The organism is Arthrobacter sulfonylureivorans (genome assembly GCF_047607445.1).
GTDB classification, from domain to species: Bacteria; Actinomycetota; Actinomycetes; order Actinomycetales; family Micrococcaceae; genus Crystallibacter; species Crystallibacter sulfonylureivorans_A.
Window position 1 is genome coordinate 1 of sequence record NZ_JBLKRT010000107.1, and the last position, 384, is coordinate 384.

At 69.5% G+C, this 384-nt stretch carries 1 pseudogene; it reads right to left on the reverse strand.

Annotation, left to right across the window (positions count from 1 at the left end):
- A pseudogene (locus ACMX2H_RS18995) lies at positions 1–384 on the reverse strand (HNH endonuclease signature motif containing protein); the annotation flags it as partial.

Sequence of the window (384 nt, forward strand, 5' to 3'; positions counted from 1 at the left end):
GGGTTGGTAGGCGTGGTCGGGGTAGCGCAGGAGCATGTCGGTGAAGACGTCGGCGCGGAGTTGGCCGAGGGTGCGGGTTTCCTCGGCGGTCTGCAGTTTCCGGGCGTGGGCCTGCATCAGGTTGTAGGCGAGCAGGGCTTTGTCCGCTGAGGTGCGGATGAACAGTTCGGCCATGCCGTCGTCTTGCGGCAGGTATTGGACGGTGCGTCGTTCGAGCGCGGCTTGGTGCCGGGTCTCCAGGGGCACGGGGTGGAGCTGGTCGCGGGCGGTGCGGGTCCGGGCGTGGACGGATTCGAGGGTGATGGTCCCGGCGCCGGGCAGCACCGTGTTCTCGTACTCGGCCAGGGTCTCCGGGGGCAGGTCGGCGCCTTTGCGGGCGATCGC